We start from the raw sequence: 14694 nt of genomic DNA on the forward strand, positions 1-14694 counted from the left end.
GATTGCTTTTTGGATCAACTGTTTACGAGATAAAACGGCATCTCCGGATGCCGTTTTCTTTTGCTCGAATTTAATATGACCCCAATAAAAAAATGTGCGAATGCACCAACTCGATAATTGGGGTTCTAACATCACGTTTTATTTGCATCCCCTTGATTCGTCGCGTATATTCGCCTTTCGGCTCTCCTGGGCGCATAACGCGGGAAGCACGTAGTACCCGCGCAACGCCGTACAGCGGTCACGTAAGCGGCGTAAATCAAGAAAACGGATTCAACGGCTGGCAACGGCCCCCACTCTGACGGTGTCCCCATGAACGATCACCAGCAGCGCGCCGCGGTGCCCGCCGCGCAAGGTCTCTATGACCCGCAAAACGAACACGACGCCTGTGGCGTCGGCTTCGTCGCCCATATCAAGGGCAAGAAGAGCCACGAAATCATTCAGCAAGGCCTGAAGATTCTCGAGAACCTCGACCACCGGGGCGCCGTGGGCGCCGATCCGCTGATGGGCGACGGCGCGGGCATCCTGATCCAGATTCCGGACGCGTTCTACCGCGAAGAGATGGCCAAGCAGGGCGTGACGCTGCCGCCGTTCGGCGAGTACGGCGTCGGCATGATCTTCCTGCCGAAGGAGCACGCCTCGCGTCTCGCCTGCGAGCAGGAACTCGAGCGCACGGTGCGCGCCGAAGGCCAGGTCGTGCTGGGCTGGCGCGACGTGCCGGTCGATCACGCGATGCCGATTTCGCCCACGGTGAAGGCGAGCGAGCCGCTGATCCGCCAGATCTTCATCGGCCGCGGCAAGGACGTGATGGTCACGGACGCGCTCGAGCGCAAGCTGTACATCATCCGCAAGACCGCGAGCCACCGCATTCAGGCGCTCAAGCTCAAGCACGGCAAGGAGTACTTCGTGCCGTCGTGCTCGGCGCGCACGGTCGTCTACAAGGGCCTGCTGCTGGCCGGCCAGGTCGGTGTGTACTACCGCGACCTGCAGGACGAGCGCGTGGTGTCGGCACTGGCGCTCGTGCACCAGCGCTTCTCGACCAACACGTTCCCGGCGTGGGAACTGGCTCACCCGTACCGCATGATCGCCCACAACGGTGAAATCAACACCGTGAAGGGCAACGTGAACTGGCTGAACGCCCGTACCGGCGCGATCGCCTCGCACGTGCTCGGCGACGACCTGCCCAAGCTCTGGCCGCTGATCTATCCGGGCCAGTCGGATACCGCATCGTTCGACAACTGTCTCGAACTGCTGGTGATGGCAGGCTATCCGCTCGTCCACGCGATGATGATGATGATCCCGGAAGCCTGGGAACAGCACACGCTGATGGACGAGAACCGCAAGGCGTTCTACGAATACCACGCTGCGATGATGGAGCCGTGGGACGGCCCCGCCGCGATCGCGTTCACCGACGGCCGCCAGATCGGCGCGACGCTCGACCGTAACGGTCTGCGTCCGGCGCGCTACATCGTCACGGACGACGACCTGGTCATCATGGCGTCGGAAGCCGGCACGCTGCCGATCCCCGAGTCGAAGATCGTCAAGAAGTGGCGTCTGCAGCCGGGCAAGATGTTCCTGATCGACATGGAACACGGCCGCATCATCGACGACAAGGAACTCAAGGACAACCTCGCCAACGCCAAGCCGTACAAGAGCTGGATCGACGCCGTGCGCATCAAGCTCGACGAGATCGAGCCGAAGGCGGAAGACGTCGCGACTGCGCGTGCCGAAGCCGCCGCGCTGCTCGACCGTCAGCAGGCGTTCGGCTACACGCAGGAAGACCTCAAGTTCCTGATGGCGCCGATGGCGATGTCGGGTGAAGAGGCGGTCGGTTCGATGGGCAACGACTCGCCGCTGGCGGTCATGTCCAACAAGAACAAGACGCTCTACAACTACTTCAAGCAGCTGTTCGCGCAGGTCACGAACCCGCCGATCGACCCGATCCGTGAAAACATGGTGATGTCGCTCGTGTCGTTCATCGGCCCGAAGCCGAACCTGCTCGACACCAACAACATCAACCCGCCGATGCGTCTCGAAGTGTCGCAGCCGGTGCTCGACTTCAAGGACATCGCGAAGATCCGCGCGATCGAGCAGTACACGGGCGGCAAGTTCAGCAGCTACGAGCTGAACATCTGCTATCCGGTGGCCTGGGGCAAGGAAGGCATCGAAGCGCGCCTCGCGTCGCTATGCGCGGAAGCCGTCGATGCGGTCAAGTCGGGCTACAACATCCTGATCGTGTCGGACCGCCGCGCGGACCGCGACAACGTCGCGATCCCGGCGCTGCTCGCCACCTCGGCGATCCACTCGCACCTCGTGCAGCACGGTCTGCGCACGAGCACGGGTCTCGTCGTGGAAACGGGTTCGGCGCGTGAAACGCACCACTTCGCGCTGCTCGCCGGTTTCGGCGCGGAAGCCGTGCACCCGTACCTCGCGATGGAAACGCTCGCGCAAATGGCGCAGGGCCTCAAGGGCGACCTGTCGGGCGAGAAGGCCGTCTACAACTTCACCAAGGCAGTGGGCAAGGGCCTGCTCAAGGTGATGTCGAAGATGGGCATCTCCACGTACATGTCGTACACGGGCGCGCAGATTTTCGAAGCCGTCGGTCTGGCTGACGATCTCATCGCCAAGTACTTCAAGGGTACGGCCTCGAAGGTGGGCGGCATCGGCCTGTTCGAAGTGGCCGAAGAAGCGATTCGTCTGCACCGCGACGCATTCGGCGACAACCCGGTTCTCGCCAACATGCTCGACGCGGGCGGCGAGTACGCCTACCGTGTGCGCGGCGAAGACCACATGTGGACGCCGGACGCGATCGCCAAGCTCCAGCACTCGGCGCGCAGCAACTCGTACCAGACGTACAAGGAATACGCGCACCTGATCAACGATCAGACGAAGCGCCACATGACCTTCCGCGGTCTGTTCGAATTCCGCCTCGACCCGGCGCGCGCGATCTCGATCGACGACGTCGAGCCGGCCAAGGAAATCGTCAAGCGCTTTGCGACTGGCGCGATGTCGCTCGGCTCGATCTCGACCGAAGCGCACGCTACGCTCGCCGTCGCGATGAACCGCATCGGCGGCAAGTCGAACACGGGTGAAGGCGGCGAAGACGAGAAGCGCTACCGCAACGAACTGCGCGGCATTCCGATCAAGAACGGCGACACGATGCAGTCGATCATCGGGCCGGAAGTCGTCAAGGACATCCCGCTCAAGGATGGCGACTCGCTGCGCTCGAAGATCAAGCAGGTCGCGTCGGGCCGCTTCGGCGTGTCGGCGGAGTACCTGTCGTCGGCGGACCAGATCCAGATCAAGATGGCGCAGGGCGCGAAGCCGGGCGAAGGCGGTCAGCTGCCGGGCCACAAGGTTTCGGAATACATCGGCAAGCTGCGTTATTCGGTGCCGGGCGTGGGCCTCATTTCGCCGCCGCCGCACCACGACATCTACTCGATCGAAGACCTGGCGCAGCTCATTCACGACTTGAAGAACGTGAACCCGGTTTCGTCGATCTCGGTGAAGCTGGTGTCGGAAGTGGGCGTGGGCACGGTGGCAGCGGGCGTGGCGAAGGCCAAGGCCGACCACGTCGTGATCGCCGGTCACGACGGCGGCACGGGCGCCTCGCCGCTCTCGTCGCTCAAGCACGCAGGCACGCCGTGGGAGCTCGGTCTGGCGGAAACGCAGCAGACCCTGGTGCTGAACCAGCTGCGCGGCCGTATCCGCGTGCAGGCCGACGGTCAGATGAAGACGGGCCGCGACGTGGTGATCGGCGCGCTGCTCGGCGCGGATGAATTCGGCTTTGCGACGGCGCCGCTCGTCGTGCAGGGCTGCATCATGATGCGCAAGTGCCACCTGAACACCTGCCCGGTCGGCGTTGCGACGCAGGATCCGGTGCTGCGCGCGAAGTTCTCGGGCCAGCCCGAGCACGTCGTGAACTTCTTCTTCTTCATCGCTGAAGAAGTGCGCGAAATCATGGCGCAACTGGGTATCCGCAAGTTCGACGATCTGGTCGGCCGCGCGGATCTGCTCGACACGCGCCGTGGCGTGGAGCACTGGAAGGCGAAGGGTCTCGACTTCTCGCGCGTGTTCTACCAGCCGTCGGTCGGCGCGGAAGTCGCGAAGAAGCACGTCGACACGCAAGACCACGGTCTGGACCGCGCGCTCGATCACACGCTGATCGAGAAGGCGAAGGCTGCGATCGAAACGGGCGAGCACGTCTCGTTCATCCAGCCGGTGCGCAACGTGAACCGCACGGTCGGCGCGATGCTCTCGGGCGTCGTCGCGAAGAAGTACGGCCACGACGGTCTGCCGGAAGACACGATCCACATCCAGTTGAAGGGCACGGCGGGTCAGAGCTTCGGCGCGTTCCTCGCACGCGGCATCACGCTGGACCTCGTGGGCGACGGCAACGACTATGTCGGCAAGGGCCTCTCGGGCGGCCGCATCATCATCCGTCCGACCAACGACTTCCGCGGCAAGTCCGAAGAAAACATCATCTGCGGCAACACGGTGATGTACGGCGCACTCGAAGGCGAAGCCTTCCTGCGCGGCGTGGCGGGCGAGCGTTTTGCGGTGCGTAACTCGGGCGCGACGGCGATCGTCGAAGGCACGGGCGACCACGGCTGCGAATACATGACGGGCGGCACGGTGGTGGTGCTCGGCGAAACGGGCCGTAACTTCGCGGCGGGCATGTCGGGCGGCATCGCCTACGTGTACGACCCGGACGGCACCTTCGCCGGCAAGTGCAACAAGTCGATGGTCGCGCTCGACCCGGTCCTGCAACAGGCCGAACAGGAGCGCACCGTGGATCGCGCACTGTGGCACGCAGGCCAGACCGACGAAACGTTGCTCAAGGGACTCGTCGAGCGTCACTTCCAGTTCACGGGCTCGCCGCGCGCCAAGGCGCTGCTCGAAAACTGGGATGCGGCGCGCCGCCAGTTCGTGAAGGTGTTCCCGACGGAATACAAGCGCGCACTGAGCGAACTCGGCGCGAAGAAGGCGAGCCAGGAAGAACTGGCCGCCTGATCCGCAAGACGACGACTGAACGAAGACGAAGCGCCCGCCGCGCTCACTGAAGCGGCGGCGGGCGCGGTCCCCTCACCGAATAGATAGAGATAGACGAGAACCCTATGGGTAAGGCAACCGGTTTTCTCGAGTTCGAGCGCCAGCATGAGGCGTACGAAGCACCGCTCACGCGCGTGAAGCACTACAAGGAATTCGTGGCGGCGCTCTCCGACGCCGACGCGAAGATCCAGGGCGCACGCTGCATGGACTGCGGCATCCCGTTCTGCAATAACGGCTGCCCGGTCAACAACATCATTCCGGACTTCAACGACCTCGTGTTCCGCCAGGACTGGAAGAGCGCGATCGACGTCCTGCATTCCACGAACAATTTCCCCGAGTTCACGGGCCGCATCTGCCCGGCGCCCTGCGAAGCGGCGTGCACGCTCGGCATCAACGACGACCCGGTCGGCATCAAGTCGATCGAGCACGCGATCATCGACAAGGCGTGGACCGAAGGCTGGGTCGCGCCGCAAGTCGCGAAGCACAAGACGGGCAAGAAGGTCGCCGTGGTCGGTTCGGGCCCCGCGGGCCTCGCCGCCGCCCAGCAGCTTGCGCGCGCCGGTCACGACGTGACGGTGTTCGAGAAGAATGACCGCATCGGCGGCCTGCTGCGCTACGGCATTCCCGACTTCAAGCTGGAGAAGTGGCTGATCGACCGCCGCATGCGCCAGATGGAAGCCGAAGGCGTGACGTTCCGCACCAACGTGTTCATCGGCCGTGGCGAGTTGCCTGCGTACATCGGCAACACGGCGAAGGAAACCATCTCGCCAGACGAGCTGAAGGACCAGTTCGACGCCGTGGTGATCGCAGGCGGTTCGGAAACGCCGCGTGACCTGCCGGTGCCGGGCCGCGAACTCGAAGGCATCTACTACGCCATGGAGTTCCTGCCGCAGCAGAACAAGGTCAACGCCGGCGACAAGCTGCCGAACCAGCTGCTCGCCAAGGGCAAGCACGTGGTCGTGATCGGCGGCGGCGATACGGGTTCCGACTGCGTGGGCACCTCGAACCGTCACGGCGCGAAGAGCGTCACGCAGTTCGAACTGCTGCCGCAGCCGCCCGAGGAAGAGAACAAGCCGCTCGTGTGGCCGTACTGGCCGATCAAGCTGCGCACGTCGTCGTCGCACGACGAAGGCTGCTCGCGCGACTGGTCGGTCGCCACCAAGCGCCTCGAAGGCAAGAACGGCAAGATCGAGAAGCTGGTCGCCGCGCGCGTGGAGTGGAAGGACGGCAAGATGGTCGAAGTGCCGGGCTCGGAATTCGAAATGAAGGCCGATCTCGTGCTGCTCGCCATGGGCTTCACGCAGCCGGTGTCGCCGGTGCTCGAGGCATTCGGCGTCGAGAAGGACGCGCGCGGCAACGTGCGTGCCGCGACCGAAGGCGAGAAGGCGTACTACACGTCGGTCGACAAGGTCTTCACCGCTGGCGACATGCGCCGCGGCCAGTCGCTCGTGGTGTGGGCGATCCGCGAAGGTCGGCAATGCGCACGCTCCGTCGATGCGTATTTGATGGGCAGCTCGGAGTTGCCGCGATAAATCCGGTGTGTCCCGCAATTCGCCGGGACGCACGGGGGAGACGGCAGGAGACGCAACGACAGAAGCCGGGCACCCGCGAGGGTGACCCGGCTTTTTTACGTTCGTGCTGCGGGTTTGCATGGGCGCGCGCCTCGCGCGAGAGGATTACCATGACGCGATTGCCCGACCGAACGAGGCCCGCCGATCATGTCCGAAGCCCGCGAGACCGATCGTGACACGCAGCAATGGCGGCGCTGCTTCATCGCGCTTTCGCCCACTGCGGCGTCGCGCGATGCGCTCGCCGCGCTCGACGTGCCGCCCAATGCGCGGCGCGTGCCCTATGCGCAACTCCATCTGACAGTGACGTTCATCGGCGCGATGTCGTTCGACCAGGGACACGTGCTCTCGCGGCGGCTCGCCGAGCACGCGCCGCTCCTCCCGCCCGCGCAGGTCACGCATATCGAATGCTGGCCGGGCCGCGTGCATCCGCGCCTCATGGTGGCCGTGCTAGCGATGTCGGATGCGTTCACGGCGCTCGACTGGCACGTGCGCTCACTCATGGGAGACGTGGGATTGCCGCTCGACGCGCGAGCGTTTCGCCCGCATGTGACGCTCGCACGCTTCGCGCGCGACGCCGTTGGCGCGCCGGCGGCGAGCGGCGGGGAAGCGCTGCCGCCGTTGCGCTTCGAGTCGCTGGTGCTGTATTCGAGCACGCTGGCGAGGCAGGGCGCGCGCTACGAGGCACTGGCGAGTGTCGCGCTCGATTGAGGCGTCGGCGCCACACAGTGGAGTTTCGACCGACGCTCAGTAGCGATACCGCGCCAGCGTCAATCCATCGAGATCGATTTCCGGCGAGCGCTGTGTGACGAGATCCGCGAGCACGCGGCCCGAACCCATCGACATCGCCCAGCCCGTCGAGCCGTGTCCGACGTTCAGCCACAGGCCATCCACGCCCGACGTGCCGAGCAGCGGCGCGCCGTCCGGCACCATCGGCCGGCGCCCCACCCAGAATTGCGCCGACGAAGGCGTCGCGGCATGCGGGAACCAGTCGTCGAGCACCTTCATGAGCGTTTGCAGCGCCTGCTCGCGCAGCGTCGCGCGGTGGTCGCCCAACTCGGCCGTCCCCGCCACACGCAGATACGGGCCGAAGCGCGTGATCGCCGTCTTGAGCGACTCGTCCATGAGCGCGGCGCGCGGGGCCTTCTGCTCGTCGACCACGGGCAGCGTGGCCGAATAGCCTTTCACCGGATACAACGGCACGCGCACGCCAAGCGGCGCGACGAGCGCCGCGCTCTCCACGCCCAGTGCGACCACCACGGCGTCGGCGGCGAGCGTGTGGGGCGTGTCGTCGGCGGGCTCGCTGCGCTCGGCCGGGCGAAGCACCTCGGCCGGCGCGCGGCGCTGCTCGCGCCGGTCCCGGCGGTTGTTCGCCTTGCGCCGTCCGGGCACCGCGCGCACGCGCACACCGCTTACCTTGCCGCCCGCGGCTTCGAGCGCGAGCACTTCGGTATCGAACAAAAACGTGACGCCGCGTGCTTCGCAGACGGAGCGCAGCTCGCGCGTGAAGCGTGCGCAGTCGCCGGCCTCGTCTTCGGGCAGATAGACCCCCGCCACCGGTTTCACGCGCGACCAGGCGAGCCCCGGCTCGACCTGCGCGCAGGCGGCGGCGTCGAGCTCGCGATAGACGATGCCCGCATCGCGCAGCACGCCGAGCGCCGGTTGCGCGAGTTCGAGGTCGTAGTCACTGCGAAAGAGCTGCAGATAGCCCTGGCTGCGCCCGTACTCGAACGCGTGCGTGGCGCGAAACGCGTGCAGGCATTCGCGGCTGTAATAGGCAATGCGCTGCATGCGCTGCTTGTTCACGCGAAAGCGCGCAAGATCGCATTCACGCAGCCAGCGCGCGATCCAGCGCCACTGCGCGGCGTCGAGCGTGGGCCGGAAGATGAGCGGCGAGGTGGGCTTGAGCAGATATTTGATGAGCTTCGCGGGCATGCCGGGCGCGGCCCACGGCGTGACATAGCCCGGCGCGATGACGCCGGCGTTGCCGAAGCTCGTGCCGAGCGCCACGCCCGGTTCCCGTTCGACGACCGTGACGTCGCAGCCTCGTTCGCTCAGATAGTACGCAGTAGCGACGCCGATCACACCGGCGCCGAGGACGATCGTTTTCATGCCGGTCGCACAACAGGGAGGGACGGTCGGTATTGCAGCATGTTCGCGCTCATCGTGCAGTGGACTCCGCAGACGCTCGCTCGCTACCTGCAGCAGGCACTTCCTCGGTCAGCGCCTTGCCCTTCGTCTCCGGCAGGCACAGCGCCGCGACGATCACGAGCAGATAGCCCGCGCCGGCCACCACGCCGATCGACTTCACCAGCGAGGTGGTTTGCGCGAACGTGCCTACGAGAATGGGGAAAAACGAGCCGAGCCCGCGTCCGAGGTTGTAGCAGAAGCCCTGGCCCGAGCCGCGGATCGCGTTCGGGTAAAGCTCCGAGAGATACGCGCCCACGCCCGCGAAAATGCCCTGCACGACGATGCCGAGCGGAAAGCCGAGCAGGAGCATGGCGGTGTCGGTGATGGGCAGCATGGTGTAGGCCATGCCGAGCGCAAACGAGCCGATGGCGAACAGGATGAGCGAGGCGCGCCGGCCGATCTTGTCGCACAGGATCGCGCCGACGATGTAGCCCGTGAACGAGCCGACGATCAGCACGATCAGGTAGCCGCTCGTGTTGAACACCGAGAGGTGGCGCACCGTCTTGAGGTAGGTGGGCAGCCAGGTGGTGATCGCGTAGTAGCCGCCGAGCATGCCGGTGCACAGCGCGCTGCCTAGCAGGGTAGTGGCCAGATGCGCGGGCGCGAAGATCTGCATGAAGTGGCTTTGCACCGCGCCGCTTTCGCGCGCCCGGCGCGTGGCGACGAACACGTCGGGGTCGCTCACGTTGCGGCGCACATAGAGAATCCAGAGCGCAGGCACGATGCCGATCCAGAAGCACGCGCGCCACGCGTATTCCTCAGGCAGCAGGGCGAAGAAGGCCCCGTACAGGATGGCGGCCGCGCCCCAGCCGAACGACCAGCTGCTCTGCACCGTGCCCACGGCCTTGGCGCGATGCTGCGGCGAGCGGATCGTTTCGGCCATCATCATCGTGACGACCGTCCATTCGCCGCCAAAGCCGATGCCCTGCAGCGTGCGCGTGGCGAGCAGTTGCCAGAACGAATGCGTGAAGCCGGAGAGGCAGGTGAAGAGCGCGAAGGTGGCGATGGTCCACTGCAGCACGCGCACGCGGCCGTAGCGGTCGGCGAGGATGCCGGCGAGCCAGCCGCCGATCGCCGACGAGATCAGCGAGCTGGTCGCGATCATGCCGGCCTCGCTCTTGCTCATGCCCCAGGTCGCGATGAGCGTCGGGATCAGGAACGAGTAGATCATGAAGTCGAACGCGTCGACGGCGTAGCCGCCGAATCCCGCGTAGAGCGTGCGCCGCTCGCGCGCGTTCAACTCGGTGAACCAGTGAAAGTAGCCCATCGCGTGTCTTCCCCCATATTTGTTGTGCGCGCAACGAACCGGGCGAGCGGCCCGTGCGGCGCTTGCGACCCGGCCGACGCAGCACGCATTGGGTGGCGTGTGCGCTTGACGCTGGAGGGCTGCGCGGTGCGACGCCGCCCGTCTCCGGTGTGCTGGAGGGGTATTTTACGGTGCGAAACCGCGCGGAGGCGAGGGGCAATTTGGGGGCGCCCGCTATCGTTGTATTCCGATATTTAGTTCGGGTTTAGTTCGATAGCGAGCGAACGATGGCGCGCCGGAACCGCTCGGCGCTAGAGCGTGAGCCCGCCGTCGACGTGGATCACCTGGCCGGTGATGTGGCGTGCGGCGTCCGAGAGCAGGAAGGCGATGAGTTCGGCGACATCGGCGGGATCGGCCACGTGTCCGAGCGGCGTTTCCTGCGCCGCGCGCTCCCACACCGGCGCGTTTTCCGGCGTGGGGCCCTTGTCCTTGCGCGTATAGCCGGGCGCGACGCAGTTCACGGTCACGCCGTGCGGCGCGAGTTCGGCCGCCGCGGTTTTCGCCAGGGATTCGAGCGCGGCCTTCGCGGCGGCGGTGGCCGCGAACGGCGCGCCGGCGCGGTAGCGGTGCGCGACGAACGAACTCAGCGCGACCACGCGGGCGTGCGCCGAGCGTTCCAGCGCCGGCTGCGCGCGTTGCACGAGCGCCGCGCCGATACCCGAGCCCGCGCCCGTGATCAGCACGACGCGCGCAGCGCTTGCGCTCACGCGGCAACCCGCTCTTCGGGCATGCGCTCGATCTCGAGCGTGTCGTGGTGGTACGCCGCGAGCGACTCGCGGTGCGCGACGCTCACGATCGCCGCCTTGGGCAGGCGCTCCATGAACAGCTTGTAGAGCCGGCTTTCGTTGTCGGGGTCGAGCGCGCTCGTCGCTTCGTCGAGGAACAGATAGTCGGGCTTGTGCAGCAGCACGCGCGCGCCCGCAAGGCGTTGCTGCTCGCCCGGCGAGAGCACGCGCGTCCAGTGCGCCGATTCGCCGAGACGATCCACGTACTCTTCTAGGCGGCAGGCGCGCAGCGCTTCGCGGCAGTCTTCGTCGCTGTAGTCGTCGGCGGGCGAGGGGTAGGTGAGCGCCGCCTTGAGCGTGCCGATGGGCAGATAGCTCTGCTGCGGGATGAACATCATGCGCGCATCGACAGGCGCGTCGATCGAGCCTTCGCCGAACGGCCAGAGGCCCGCGAGCGCGCGCATCAGCGTGCTCTTGCCGGCGCCCGAGGGGCCGCGCACGAGCCAGCGCGAGCCCGGCTTGATGGCGATGTCGCGCACTTCCGAGAGCGGCGTGCCGTTGGGCAGCGAGAGCTTGAGGTGCTCGGTGGCGAGCTCGTTGTTGTCGATGAAGTGCAGGTTGATGCCGCCGTGCTCGGTGGCGGGCGAGACCGATTCCTTCAGGCGCGGCGAGTGCACCACACGCACGAATTCGCGCAGACGATTCACGGTAGCGCGCCATTCGACCAGCGTGGAGTAACTGTTGATGAACCACGAGAACGAGTCGCTCACGGTGCCGAACGCCTGCGAGATCTGCATCAGCACGCCGAACGTGAAGGCGCCCGCGAAGTAGCGCGGCGCGGCCACCACGAGCGGGAAGATGATGGCGATCTGGCCGTAGAAGCTCAGCACGAAGGTGAGGCGCTTCGTGTACTTCATCACGCGCCACCAGTTGTCCTTGATGTGTGCGAAGAGGCCTTGCGCGTTGCCGCGCTCGGTGTCCATGCCGTCGTAGAGGGCGATCTGCTCGGCGTTTTCGCGCAGGCGGATCAGGCCGAAGCGGAAGTCCGCTTCCACCTTTTGTTGTTGATAGTTGATCGACACGAGCGGGTGACCGACTTTCTGGATCACGAGCGAGCCGAACACGGCATAGAGTGCGGCGGCCCACACCATGTAGCCCGGAATGGCGAGCGGCTGCCCGCCCAGCGTGACGGTGAGCGCGCCCGCGAGCGTCCACAGGATCGTGATGAACGAGATGAGCGTGACGACCGTCGAGAGCAGGTCGAGCGTGAGCGACAGGGTGGTCGTGGCGAACGACTGGAGGTCGTCGCTGATCCGCTGGTCGGGGTTGTCGGCGAGGCGGTCGCGCTCGATGCGGTAGAACGCGCCCTTGCCGAGCCACTCGTTCAGGAACCGCGTGGTGAGCCACTGACGCCAGCGAAAGCCGAGCATCTGGCGCAGATACCGGCCATACACCGCGAGGATGATGAAGCCGAACGCCAGTTCGGTGAAGGTCATCAACAGCGGCGGGAAGCGCTTGACGTCCTTGGCCTGCAACGCGTTGTAGAACTCCGCGCTCCAGCCGTTCAGGCGCACGTTGATCCACACGACGAGCAGGTTCATCACGATGATCGCGACGAGCAGGCCCCAGGCGATCCAGCGTTCCTCGGAGACCCAGTAGGGCTTGATCAGGCTCCACGCGGTGATCTTCTGATGCTCGTTCTGATCGGGCGTGGCGCGGGCAGGTTGGTTGGTCATGTGCGTCCTGAAGGTGTGGCGGCCCGCTGGGGGCATGCGCCGCGCGCCGCACGGCGGCAGCGTTGCAGCGATTTTTGCAGCGATTCTGTCGTCGGGCGCTTAAGTGAGTCTTAACGGGTCACAGGCGGAGCCAAAACCGGCGCCAGGCGTGGACAAAAGCGCACGCCGGCGCCGCCGTAGCGTGGCGCCCATTGTCTCACCGCGCGGGCTTGCGAGGCGAAAGAGGCAGGTTCAGGGCATTGTGCCAGACCACGTCCCCCGGTTCCGTCGAGGTTTGCGGGCCGCGCGCCTTTTGTGGTCTAATCGTCGTTGACGAAACAGGGGTGCTTCACCGGTATGCCGGGCATGCCGCCAGTGAGGCTGAGAGAAACCCTTTGCACCCGATCCGGGTAATACCGGCGCGGGAAGTTTCCAGAAAGTCTTGGCCGGCGCCCAGCCTGGGTTTTGAAAAGGTGGGGGCGCTAGGTTTCCCGCCGGGCTGCGCTTTGGGCGCATGGGTTCGTACGCATTCCGTACGGGCCGTCTGCGCCGCATAGCCTCCACGGTCGGCCTTGCCAGCCGGTTTCGTCCTTGGGTACGTCTGCTGCTGCCGTACGGAAAGGATACGATGACCGCCTATTCTCTTTGTTCCCCGATTCTTATCGCGCTCGCCTTGCGTGACGGAGCATCGTCATGAGCCGCGGCCGCAACCATAACGTGGGCGGCGTGCCCGACTTCGCCGTGCTCGGCGGCGGCCTGAGCGGCCGGCTCGTCGCGTGGCGTCTGGCCGGCGAGGGCCATCGCGTCGCGCTTTATGAGCGCGGCGGCCCCGAAGGCGGCGAGGCCGCCGCCTGGGTCGCGGCGGCCATGCTTGCGCCGCTCGCGGAGGCCGCTGTCGCCGAACTGCTCATCACCGAGCTTGGCGTCGCGTCGCTCGAAACCTGGCCGCGCATCCTGGCCGAGCTGCCGGAGCCCGTGTTCTTCCAGCGCAACGGCACGCTCGTGGTCTGGCATAGCGCCGATCGCACCGAAGCCCCGCTCTTCGAGCGCCGCGTGCGCGCGAATGCGCCGCGCTCGCTCGCCGATGCCAACTTCGTCGCGCTCGCGGGTGCGCAGCTCGACGCTGCCGAACCGGCGCTCGCCGGGCGCTTCGCGCGCGGCTGGCTGCTCGAAGGCGAGGGCCAGCTCGACAACCGCCAGGCCCTGGCTGCGCTGGCGGCGGGGCTCGCCGCGCGCGGCGTGGCTACCCACTGGCACACCACGGTCGACGAGGCCAATCCGCCGCCCGCGCGCGTGACGATCGACTGCCGCGGGCTGGGCGCCAAACCTTCGCTGCCGGGGTTGCGCGGCATTCGCGGCGAAGTCGCGCGCGTGCACGCGCCCGGCATCACGCTCACGCGCCCGGTGCGGCTCCTGCATCCGCGCTATCCGCTCTATATCGCGCCCAAGGAACACGATGTCTTCGTGATCGGCGCGACCGAGATCGAAGGCGAGGACCGTTCGCCCGTGAGCGTGCGCTCGGCGCTCGAACTGCTGAGCGCGGCGTTTGCGGTGCATCCGGCGTTCGGCGAGGCGCGCATCCTCGAGTTGAATACGCAGTGCCGCCCGACGCTGCCCGACCACCGCCCGGCGCTCATCTGGGACGGCAAGACCACGCTGCGCGTGAACGGCCTCTATCGGCACGGCTTCATGATCGCGCCGGAAGTCGCCGATGAAGCCGCGCGCGTCGCCCAGGCGCTGCTCGACGCCCGCGTGAGCGATGCCGATTCCTTCGAGTCGCTGCGCCGCGCGTCGCGCTGGGGCGAGATGCTGCACGCGCAGGGCGCGCACGAGCCGGCCTGACGCCTCACCAGAAAAAATCCGCAGTTTGAGAACGTATTTGCCATGGACATTCATATCAACCAGAAGCCGATCACGCTGCCCGAGGGCGCGACTGTCGCCGATGCGCTCGCCGCATTCGGCGCGCGTCCGCCGTTCGCCGTCGCCCTGAACGGCGATTTCGTGGCGCGCACCCAGCATGGCGCGCGCTCGCTCCAGGCGGGCGACCGCCTCGACGTCGTGAGCCCCGTGGCCGGCGGCTGAGCCTCGCTCGCCCAAGCCCGCGGTCGCGCGCATCGTATGCATCGCGAGCGCTTTCACGA

General features: G+C 66.4%; 8 protein-coding genes, 1 pseudogene and 1 riboswitch. Of the genes and pseudogenes, 5 read left to right on the forward strand and 4 right to left on the reverse strand.

The features are described 5' to 3' along the window. Nucleotides 1–309 precede the first annotated feature (309 nt). From AB4Y40_RS33140 to thpR, 3 genes are all read left to right on the forward strand, one after another. Nucleotides 310–5010, forward strand: coding sequence for a glutamate synthase-related protein (locus AB4Y40_RS33140; RefSeq protein WP_368691441.1), 4701 nt, complete (start codon nucleotides 310–312; stop codon nucleotides 5008–5010). 104 nt (nucleotides 5011–5114) lie between these two features. Then, nucleotides 5115–6581 (forward strand): glutamate synthase subunit beta, encoded by a 1467-nt coding sequence (locus tag AB4Y40_RS33145; RefSeq protein ID WP_368691442.1) that lies wholly within the window; start codon nucleotides 5115–5117, stop codon nucleotides 6579–6581. 186 nt (nucleotides 6582–6767) lie between these two features. Then, nucleotides 6768–7328: an RNA 2',3'-cyclic phosphodiesterase gene (gene thpR, locus AB4Y40_RS33150; protein WP_368691443.1), complete on the forward strand. Its 561-nt coding sequence runs from the start codon at nucleotides 6768–6770 to the stop codon at nucleotides 7326–7328. A 36-nt stretch (nucleotides 7329–7364) separates the two neighbouring features. Here thpR and AB4Y40_RS33155 read toward each other — a convergent pair whose 3' ends face one another. The 4 genes and pseudogenes from AB4Y40_RS33155 to AB4Y40_RS33170 form a co-directional block, all read right to left on the reverse strand. Continuing rightward, entirely contained in the window at nucleotides 7365–8729 is a 1365-nt protein-coding gene (locus tag AB4Y40_RS33155; RefSeq protein ID WP_368691444.1) for a D-amino acid dehydrogenase, read from the reverse strand. Between the two features lie 49 nt (nucleotides 8730–8778). Then, nucleotides 8779–10074 (reverse strand): MFS transporter, encoded by a 1296-nt coding sequence (locus AB4Y40_RS33160; RefSeq protein ID WP_368691445.1) that lies wholly within the window; start codon nucleotides 10072–10074, stop codon nucleotides 8779–8781. Between the two features lie 290 nt (nucleotides 10075–10364). Further along, nucleotides 10365–10763: pseudogene (locus AB4Y40_RS33165) on the reverse strand (SDR family NAD(P)-dependent oxidoreductase); the annotation flags it as partial. Nucleotides 10764–10816: 53 nt separating this feature from the next. Continuing rightward, nucleotides 10817–12574: an ABC transporter ATP-binding protein/permease gene (locus tag AB4Y40_RS33170; RefSeq protein ID WP_368691446.1), complete on the reverse strand. Its 1758-nt coding sequence runs from the start codon at nucleotides 12572–12574 to the stop codon at nucleotides 10817–10819. A 309-nt stretch (nucleotides 12575–12883) separates the two neighbouring features. Then, nucleotides 12884–12998, forward strand: a riboswitch (TPP riboswitch). A gap of 248 nt (nucleotides 12999–13246) precedes the next feature. On the opposite strand from AB4Y40_RS33170, the gene AB4Y40_RS33175 reads away from it, so the two are divergent. Together AB4Y40_RS33175 and thiS are read left to right on the forward strand one after the other, a co-directional pair. Then, complete coding sequence (locus tag AB4Y40_RS33175; RefSeq protein ID WP_368691447.1) at nucleotides 13247–14395, forward strand: FAD-dependent oxidoreductase; 1149 nt, start codon at nucleotides 13247–13249, stop codon at nucleotides 14393–14395. Nucleotides 14396–14437: 42 nt separating this feature from the next. Then, the gene (gene thiS, locus AB4Y40_RS33180; protein ID WP_028206558.1) at nucleotides 14438–14635 is read left to right on the forward strand and encodes a sulfur carrier protein ThiS; all 198 of its coding nucleotides are present in this window, start codon (nucleotides 14438–14440) and stop codon (nucleotides 14633–14635) included. Nucleotides 14636–14694 lie beyond the last annotated feature (59 nt).

It is taken from the genome of Paraburkholderia sp. EG287B (assembly GCF_040965595.1).
GTDB lineage: Bacteria > Pseudomonadota > Gammaproteobacteria > Burkholderiales > Burkholderiaceae > Paraburkholderia.

What these genes read in the sequence shown, in the direction of transcription:
- AB4Y40_RS33140 (WP_368691441.1), top strand. Translation starts at nt 310, where the DNA reads ATGAACGATCACCAGCAGCGCGCCGCGGTGCCCGCCGCGCAAGGTCTC.
- thpR (WP_368691443.1), top strand. Translation starts at nt 6,768, where the DNA reads ATGTCCGAAGCCCGCGAGACCGATCGTGACACGCAGCAATGGCGGCGC.
- AB4Y40_RS33170 (WP_368691446.1), bottom strand. Translation starts at nt 12,574, where the DNA reads ATGACCAACCAACCTGCCCGCGCCACGCCCGATCAGAACGAGCATCAG.
- AB4Y40_RS33155 (WP_368691444.1), bottom strand. Translation starts at nt 8,729, where the DNA reads ATGAAAACGATCGTCCTCGGCGCCGGTGTGATCGGCGTCGCTACTGCG.
- AB4Y40_RS33145 (WP_368691442.1), top strand. Translation starts at nt 5,115, where the DNA reads ATGGGTAAGGCAACCGGTTTTCTCGAGTTCGAGCGCCAGCATGAGGCG.
- AB4Y40_RS33175 (WP_368691447.1), top strand. Translation starts at nt 13,247, where the DNA reads ATGAGCCGCGGCCGCAACCATAACGTGGGCGGCGTGCCCGACTTCGCC.
- AB4Y40_RS33160 (WP_368691445.1), bottom strand. Translation starts at nt 10,074, where the DNA reads ATGGGCTACTTTCACTGGTTCACCGAGTTGAACGCGCGCGAGCGGCGC.
- thiS (WP_028206558.1), top strand. Translation starts at nt 14,438, where the DNA reads ATGGACATTCATATCAACCAGAAGCCGATCACGCTGCCCGAGGGCGCG.